This is a genomic window from Pseudomonas sp. DW-iso17 (assembly GCF_058725345.1).
In genome coordinates, this window is record NZ_JBZXEA010000039.1 from 1 (window position 1) to 7,271 (window position 7,271).

The 7,271-nt window shown below is 61.9% G+C and carries 5 protein-coding genes; all 5 read right to left on the reverse strand.

Going from position 1 to position 7,271, the window contains the following annotated elements; all coding sequences use genetic code 11:
- Positions 1–375: 375 nt before the first annotated feature.
- From AC4PS6_RS20870 to AC4PS6_RS20890, 5 genes are read right to left on the reverse strand one after another with little or no spacing between them, the layout of a single operon-like run.
- Positions 376–1,131, reverse strand: a complete 756-nt coding sequence (locus AC4PS6_RS20870) for an energy transducer TonB (protein WP_014718166.1) — start codon at positions 1,129–1,131, stop codon at positions 376–378.
- Complete coding sequence (tolR, locus tag AC4PS6_RS20875; protein ID WP_020302089.1) at positions 1,128–1,574, reverse strand: protein TolR; 447 nt, start codon at positions 1,572–1,574, stop codon at positions 1,128–1,130. The genes AC4PS6_RS20870 and tolR overlap by 4 nt, the downstream gene beginning before the upstream one ends.
- Before the next feature lie 15 nt (positions 1,575–1,589).
- On the reverse strand, positions 1,590–2,282 hold the full coding sequence (tolQ, locus tag AC4PS6_RS20880; protein WP_014718164.1) for a protein TolQ: 693 nt from the start codon (positions 2,280–2,282) through the stop codon (positions 1,590–1,592).
- 47 nt (positions 2,283–2,329) lie between these two features.
- Positions 2,330–4,195 carry a phytase gene (locus AC4PS6_RS20885; protein ID WP_336827528.1) on the reverse strand — a complete coding sequence of 622 codons (1,866 nt, stop codon included), beginning with the start codon at positions 4,193–4,195 and terminating at the stop codon, positions 2,330–2,332.
- Positions 4,196–4,230: 35 nt separating this feature from the next.
- Positions 4,231–6,741: a TonB-dependent receptor gene (locus AC4PS6_RS20890; RefSeq protein WP_014718162.1), complete on the reverse strand. Its 2,511-nt coding sequence runs from the start codon at positions 6,739–6,741 to the stop codon at positions 4,231–4,233.
- Positions 6,742–7,271 lie beyond the last annotated feature (530 nt).

The following is a 7,271-nucleotide window of genomic DNA, read 5'->3' on the forward strand; positions in this document are numbered from 1 at the left end:
GGCTTGCCCGCGAAGGCGGTGTGTCAGTCACTGAATATTCAACTGAGCCACCGCTATCGCAGGCAAGCCAGCTCCCACACTAGTCATGCATTGCCCACAAAAAATCAGCGCCCGGCACAGATCCCCTGTGGGAGCGGGCTTGCCCGCGAAGGCGGTGTGTCAGTCACTGAATATTCAACTGAGCCACCGCTATCGCAGGCAAGCCAGCTCCCACATTGGTCATGTATTGCCCACAAAATCAGCGCCTGGCACAGATCCCCTGTGGGAGCGGGCTTGCCCGCGAAGGCGGTGTGTCAGTCACTGAATATTCAACTGAGCCACCGCTATCGCAGGCAAGCCAGCTCCCACAGGTTTTGGGGAGGTGGCTGGAGAAGCTCATTTGATGCGGTAGTGGAAGGTGTTGCGCACTGCCGGTACGGCAACAGCCTTGCCATCGACGATTCTCGGCTGGTAGCGAAAAGTATTGGCCGCCGCCAATGAGGGCCGAATGAACAACGGGTGACAGCCGTCCAGCACCTTGGGGTTTTCCACGTGGCCCTGGGTGTTGACGGTGTACTCCACCGAACAGTCGCCTTCGATGTTCTTGTCCAAGGCGCGTTCGGGGTAGTCGGGGGCGGCCTTGCTCAAGGGTTGGTACTGGCGGCTGTCGAATGCAGGGGTAGGCACAGGCACGGCGGCTCGGGCTTTTTCCGAAGCGGCACGCGCCTGACTCAGACGCTGCTGTTCCAACGCCTGATTGCGCTGCTCGGTCGCCATGCGCTGCTGTTGTTGCTCGAGTTTCTTTTCTTCCACCCGCTTGCGCGCCAGCGCGGCTTTCTCGAGCTTTTGCGCCTGGACCTGCGGATCGACCGTCGGTTTGGTTGGTACCGGGATGGCAACAGGTTCTGGCAGTGCGGCAGCGACGGGTTCAGGTGTCGGAGCAGGCGCCGGCGCGGGTAAAACCACCCACTGCGTGTGCATCACCCGTGGCGCTGGCACCCCCGGTCGCTCCGTTGACCAGCCCAGCATCAACGCCACTGCCACCGCACCATGCAGCGCCACGGCCAGGCTCGCTGCCAGGCTTTTACGCCAGAAACCATCGCTGTCAGGCGCCAAGGCCAGTGCCGGACTGTGCATGATCATCACCGTCATTGTGGGGCCTCTGTCACCAGCCCAAGATTGCTGATGCCGCCCTTCTGCAGCACCGCCATGGCCGCCACCACACGGCCATAACCGGCATTGTCATCAGCGCGGATATACACCTGGGTATCGCTGCGCGCCGCCACCACCTGCATGACCTTGGCGCTCATTTCTTCCAGGGTCACCGCGCTGTCGGTCTGCTGGCGGGTCTCCAGTTCGCCCCCCAGGTTCCAGTAGTAGCCACCGTCCGCCTTCACCGATAACGTCAGGATCTGCTGGCGCGTATCGGTGGCCAGTGCCTCGGCGGCGACCTTGGGCAGTTCGATCTTCACGCCCTGGGTGAGCATGGGCGCGGTGACCATGAAAATCACCAGCAGCACCAGCATCACGTCGATGTAGGGCACCACATTCATCTCGGCCTTGGGCCCGTGCTTGCGTTGCGGCCTGATCAACATCGCTTTGCTCCTTGTTCAGGCGGCCACGGCCAGGTTGTTCGAGGTACCGCGCAGTGTGCGGTGCAGGTGCACTTGCAGCTCATTGCCAAAAGCGTAGTAGCGCGTGAGCAAGGTCTGGCTGCGTGCCGCAAAGCGGTTATAGGCGACCACTGCCGGAATCGCCGCAAACAGGCCAATGGCCGTGGCAATCAAGGCTTCTGCAATACCCGGTGCCACGGTCGATAGGGTGGCCTGTTGCACCTGGGACAAGCCGAGGAACGAATTCATGATGCCCCACACGGTCCCGAACAGGCCGATGTAGGGGCTGACCGACCCCACCGTGGCCAGAAACTGCAAGCCCTTTTCCAGCTCCAGCTCCTGCTCGGTGATCGCTACCTGCAAGGCGCGCTCCACACCCTCGAGCACTGCCGGATCGTGGTGGTGCAAGTGCTGGTATTCCTGCATGCCGGCAATAAAGATCGGCGCCACACCGCCCTCGCCCGCCTGCACGGTTTCGCGATACAAGGGTTGCAGGTCCGACGCCACGCGAAAGCGCGCCAGGAAGCCGTCAAGCTGGCGTTCCAGACCACGCAGCACACTGCTGCGCTGAATGATCAGGTACCAACTGAGCAAGGACGCCAGCAGCAAAGTGACCATCACAGCCTTGACCAACAGGCTGGCGTCGCTGATCAAGCTCCAGATCGTCATATGTTCCATCGTCGCGTGCATGGTGAAGCTCCTATTCGATTAAAAACGGATGACTGCGTGATGACAGCTCAGGGTAATTTCAACGCACGGCTCACCTCGGCCCAGGGCACGAACTTGAAGTTCTGGGCTTGCTCGGGCATGCGCTTGCGCCCGTCCTGCACCACCAGCATGCCCTGGCTCCATGGCCCGCCGAGGTTGACGGCAGTGACCTCCAGGCCATCGGTTTCCGAGGCGCCATCAATGCCGGCGGCCGCATTGAGGCCAACGCGCAAGGCGCCGCGCACAGCGAATGGCGGCTCGGCGTCCAGCACCAGGTAGCTGTCATTGCCTTGGCTGGAGATCACCAGGTAATCCCGTGCGGGGCTTTGATACAGCGCCAGGCCTTCGACATCCGCGTGCAGTTGCGCGCCGACATTGATCACCGAAGTGAGCATGGCCGGTTGGTCGGCACGGGCATCCATCGCCCACACGCCGACATCTTCCTCACCGATAAACAAGCGTTGGCGCTGGTCATCGGCCACACAGCCCTCGGGTTGGCTGTCGACCTTGAACTGACGCACCAACTCGCCCTGCACACGGCCAGCCGGTGCACTCAGGCGGTATTGCAGGAAGGTGCCATCCTTGTCATTGGCAAATGCGTAGAGTTCACCGCTGGCGGGCTGGTACAGGCAGATGCCGTAGATGTCCTTGAGTGGCGTGGAGACCTCACCGGCTTCACGCAGCTCGCCGCTCTGACGGTCGATGCTGAACAGGCTCAGGCTGTTGCGGTCGCGGTTACTCGCCACGGCCAGGTCGACGGTGTGCGTACCCAGTTTGAAGCCTGGGCGTAGGTCGACATTGTTCAGGCGCCCCACTGCCAGTTCCTGCAGCAGCTTGCCGTCGAGATCGTAGGCCAGCAGGCCCTGTTTCTTGTTGGTCCCCAGCACACGGCTTTTGGCCGGTGTTTCCGGGTGAATCCAGATGGCCGGGTCATCCGCCGCGTCGCCCTGGCGACCCACGGGTTCGGTCTGGCGCAGTGCAGCGACTTGGGCAAGTATCGGCGCAACCGGCACCGGCGTGGCTTGCCAGTCGAGACGGCCCTGATAGAGCTGGCCGCTGTTGTCGTCCCGCACCAGCACCTGCCGGCCCTGTATTACCAACTGCTCCGGTTCCTTGAGGCCCGGCAAGGCCAGGCTGGGTTGCTCAACCCAACGTTCCCCGACTTGCTGGAACAGGTGCAATTGCGCGGTTTTCGGGTCCAGCGCGAGCATCCCGCCCGGCACCAGCGCCATGACGCCGGCTTCGCGCTGGGGATCGTCGAACAGCGCCACGGGCGTGCGCTTCACCTCGGCTTCCGGGTGCGCCGGGTAGGCCCACCAGCCGACGTTTTGCTCATTCACCACCAATCGCTCGGTCGCATCGTCCACTTGGCAGTATTGCGCCGATGGAGGCAGTGGCAGGCTGCGAACACGCTGCGCCTGGGCCAACAGGGTCGCACCATTGCCCACCAGCCACTGTTCGCCCTTGCCCTCTTCACCGACCAGAAACACAAACAGGTTGGCCGCCGCATCGCGATAGAGGCACAGGCTGTTTACCGCAAAGTCGCGGGGCGGCAGGTACAGCGGCGTACCCCAGGTTTTGCCGGCGCCATCGAGGCCGATCAGCAAGGCCTGCTGGCGGTCGTTGTCGAGGCTGGCGATCAGCGATTGAGTGCCGCCAGTGCGTATGTCGAGGCTGCTGAAACGGCCTTTGAAGCGGGCCAGTTCGACGCCGTTATCGTCGAGCAGCAGCAGGCCGTCGCGGGCACTGGCCGCTACGCGCTGGGTGCCGCCGGGCAGGAAGGCAACGGCTTGGGCGTTCAGGCTCGGTGCCCACGGGGTCAACGGTAGGTCAGTGGCGAACGCATTGGCGCTGCTAACCAGTACGACCAGCAGGCACAGCTTGGAAATTCTCATGAACAGACAAATCCTTCAGGATGCACGCGTTATCGTTAGAAATGGGTGAATGTCAGGCCCAGCTTGTAGGTGGGGCCGTACTCTTCGTACTGGCCGTTGTAGCTGCGGTGGCCGGTGTAGACGAAGTACGACTCATCGGTGAGGTTCTGTGCCTCGAAGCTGACCTGCAGGTTCTTGGTCAGCGAGTAGCGCGCGCTGAAATCAACGAAGGTTTGCGCGTCGACGTGCAGGTCATGGGCCTTGTCGTTGATCGACGCCAACTCGTACAGGTAGGCCGATTTGTAATTGGCCGAGAGACGCAGGCTGAGGGTGTCGTCTTCCCAACCGAGCATCAGGTTGCCGACCGTGTCCGATTGGTTGGGCAGGCTGATGTTGCGCTTGCGATTGCGCCCGCTGGCACTGTCGAAGCCCTCGATGTCCGCGCTGGAACGGCTGAAGGTGCTGTTGGCGCCGATCATCAAGCCGTTCCACGGCGCAGGCAGCCAGTCGAACTTCTGTGAGTAGGCCAACTCCAGGCCATAGAGTTTGGCGCTGTCGCCGTTGGCAAAGGTGTGCGCCTCGGCGAAGTTGGCCCAGGCCCCGGTACCGGCGACATCGGTGTTGTAGACGAAGTTCTGGATGTCTTTGTAGAACACGAATGCCGACACGGTACCGGCACGGCCCATGAAATGTTCGATGCCCAGGTCCAGGTTGCTCGACTCCAGAGGCTTGAGGTCCGGGTTGCCGAAGGTGGCTTCGTCATCGTCGATCACAAAACCTGGGGCCAGTTGGCCAAAGGTCGGACGCACCACCGATTTGGTCCAGGCGGCGCGCACTTGGGTGTTCTTGTCAATCTGGTAGCGCGCATGCAAGCCCGGCAGCCAATGGTGATAACGGCGCTTGGTCTCGGTGGCGCTGAACTGGCCGTCCGTGGCGCCGGTGCCCTTGGCTTCGAATTCAGTGCCCTCGTAACGCATGCCGGCAATGAAGCGCCAGTCGTCAATATCGACGGTGTTCATCAGGTAGCCGGCGTTGATGTCTTCGCGGATGGTGAAGTCGTTGACCGTGGATTCGGTGGGGTCATAGAAGTCATCGCGATTGAGGCCGCCGATCAACTGGCGGATATTGCTCGCGCTGATGCCTGGGCCAAAGCGGCCGAGACGGTAGTCGACGCTGCTCTTCTGGAACTGCGTGAGGTTGAGTTGTTCATCGCTCAAGCCCTCTTCATCCAGGTCCTTGTAGACCCAGGCCTCCAGGTCATTGTCCTTGTGGCGTCGGCTCACCTTGCCGCCGAACTTGAACTGGGATGCGTAACCGCGCAGGTCGTAGTCGCGCGCCAGGTCCAGGCGCAGGTTTTTCTCGGTGTCCTGGGTGTGCTGCTTTTCCCAGTCGACTTTGTCGAGGCTGAAATTGGCAGGGTCGTAGAAACCGCTACCAACGATGGGCCGCGGCTTGGCCTTGTCGTAAAAGCCGCTGTGGGCAAAATCACCGCCATCGAAGGTCGCACCGGCAATATGCCCCGGGCTGTCTTCGCTGGAACGGCTGTAACCGGCCTGGCCGCTCAAGGTCCACAGGCCGAGCAGGCGTTCACCGCCCAATACGTAGGACTGGATTTGCTGGGTTTCCTCGCGGTTCTTGAGCTTGCGTTTGCCCTCGGCTTCGCCCAATTCACCGGGCGCTTGCGGGTCAGCGAACTCGAGGCTGGCGGCGTTGCGGGTTTCGGTGTCTTTGTAGCGACTATAGAGCGTGCGCAGGTAGTAGCTGCTCAGGTCATCGGGCTTGTAATCGAAGTTAAGGCCACCACCGGCGCGTTCACGACTGATGTCATAGTCGCGCTGCTCGAATTCGTTGAGCCGGGCGCCGTTGGTGAAGTCCCAGGCGCCGCCAGTTTCGACATTGTCCGAGCCAAAATCACGCTTCTGCCAACTGAGGGCCGCAGCCACACCAAAGTTGTCGATACCGTCGCCGAGGCTGAACCGGTTACTGGCGGCGCCGGAGAATTTCGGGCTGGTCTGGTGCGTGTTCTTGTCATAACTGGCCTCGGTGCTGCCGGTGTAGAACAGGCCCTTGTGGTCGAACGCCGAGAGGCTCTTCACATCGACAGTGCCGCCGAGGGAGTTGGCGTCCATGTCCGGTGTGAGCGTCTTGATCACCGACAGCGACTGCACCAATTCCGAAGGCAGAACATCGAGGGCCACGGCGCGGCGTTCGCTCTCGGGGGATGGCACCAGGGTGCCGTTGATGGTCACGCTGTTGAGGTCCGGGCCCAGGCCGCGCACGCTGACAAAGCGGCCTTCGCCCTGGTCACGTTCAACGCTGATGCCCGGCAAGCGCTGCACCGCCTCGGCAACGTTCTCATCCGGCAACTGGGCGACGCCGTCGGCATGCACCACGCTCTTGATACTGTCGGAAGAGCGCTGCTCCTTGAGGGCGCTGTCGATCGCAGCGGCTTGGCCGACCACATCGACATGCTCGGTCGCCGCTTCGGCGGCGTTGAGCCGCTCGCAGGCTATCGCCAGAGCCAAGGCGGTAAGCGTAAAGCTGACGAGCCCGGTGCGCTTGTACATGAAACCCTCCCCAAGAATCCGTTGGCGCCAGGCAAAGGGCCTGGCAACTGGGAGGGCAAGCTAGGGATGAGGCGTGACGGTTCTGTGACAAGGTTGCGGGCAGAGCCTGTCAAAGCGGGGTTTACAGGCTTCTGGAGGGTACAAATGAGCTGAAATGACCTCACTCAACCTGTGGGAGCTGGCTTGCCTGCGAAGGCGGCGGTTCAATCGACAGAGAAGTCAAATGTGCCGCCCAGGTAACCACGATGCGAAGCGAGCCGCTCTTGATCTTGCTCTTGATCTGCTTTTGATCTCAGGCGCCCCGTCAAACCACGCTGGCCGGAATTCGACAGGGATTTGGGGGGTAAACCGGCAGGGATGCCGGTTTAGCCGCCCCGCGCCATGGATGGCGCGTGGCGGCGGCCCCCCAAATCACTGGCGGATTACGGGCACACCGAGCCCAAGCGAGGTGCCGAGTGGTGGGGCAAGAGCGTTTTGCTTACTTTTGCGCTTTTCAAAAGTGAGCCGCTGTAAAAGCCAGCCCTTTCAAG

Excerpts from the sequence above, each read along its gene's own strand:
- AC4PS6_RS20870 (WP_014718166.1), bottom strand. The coding sequence starts at position 1,131 with ATGACGGTGATGATCATGCACAGTCCGGCACTGGCCTTGGCGCCTGAC.
- tolR (WP_020302089.1), bottom strand. The coding sequence starts at position 1,574 with ATGTTGATCAGGCCGCAACGCAAGCACGGGCCCAAGGCCGAGATGAAT.
- tolQ (WP_014718164.1), bottom strand. The coding sequence starts at position 2,282 with ATGCACGCGACGATGGAACATATGACGATCTGGAGCTTGATCAGCGAC.
- AC4PS6_RS20885 (WP_336827528.1), bottom strand. The coding sequence starts at position 4,195 with ATGAGAATTTCCAAGCTGTGCCTGCTGGTCGTACTGGTTAGCAGCGCC.
- AC4PS6_RS20890 (WP_014718162.1), bottom strand. The coding sequence starts at position 6,741 with ATGTACAAGCGCACCGGGCTCGTCAGCTTTACGCTTACCGCCTTGGCT.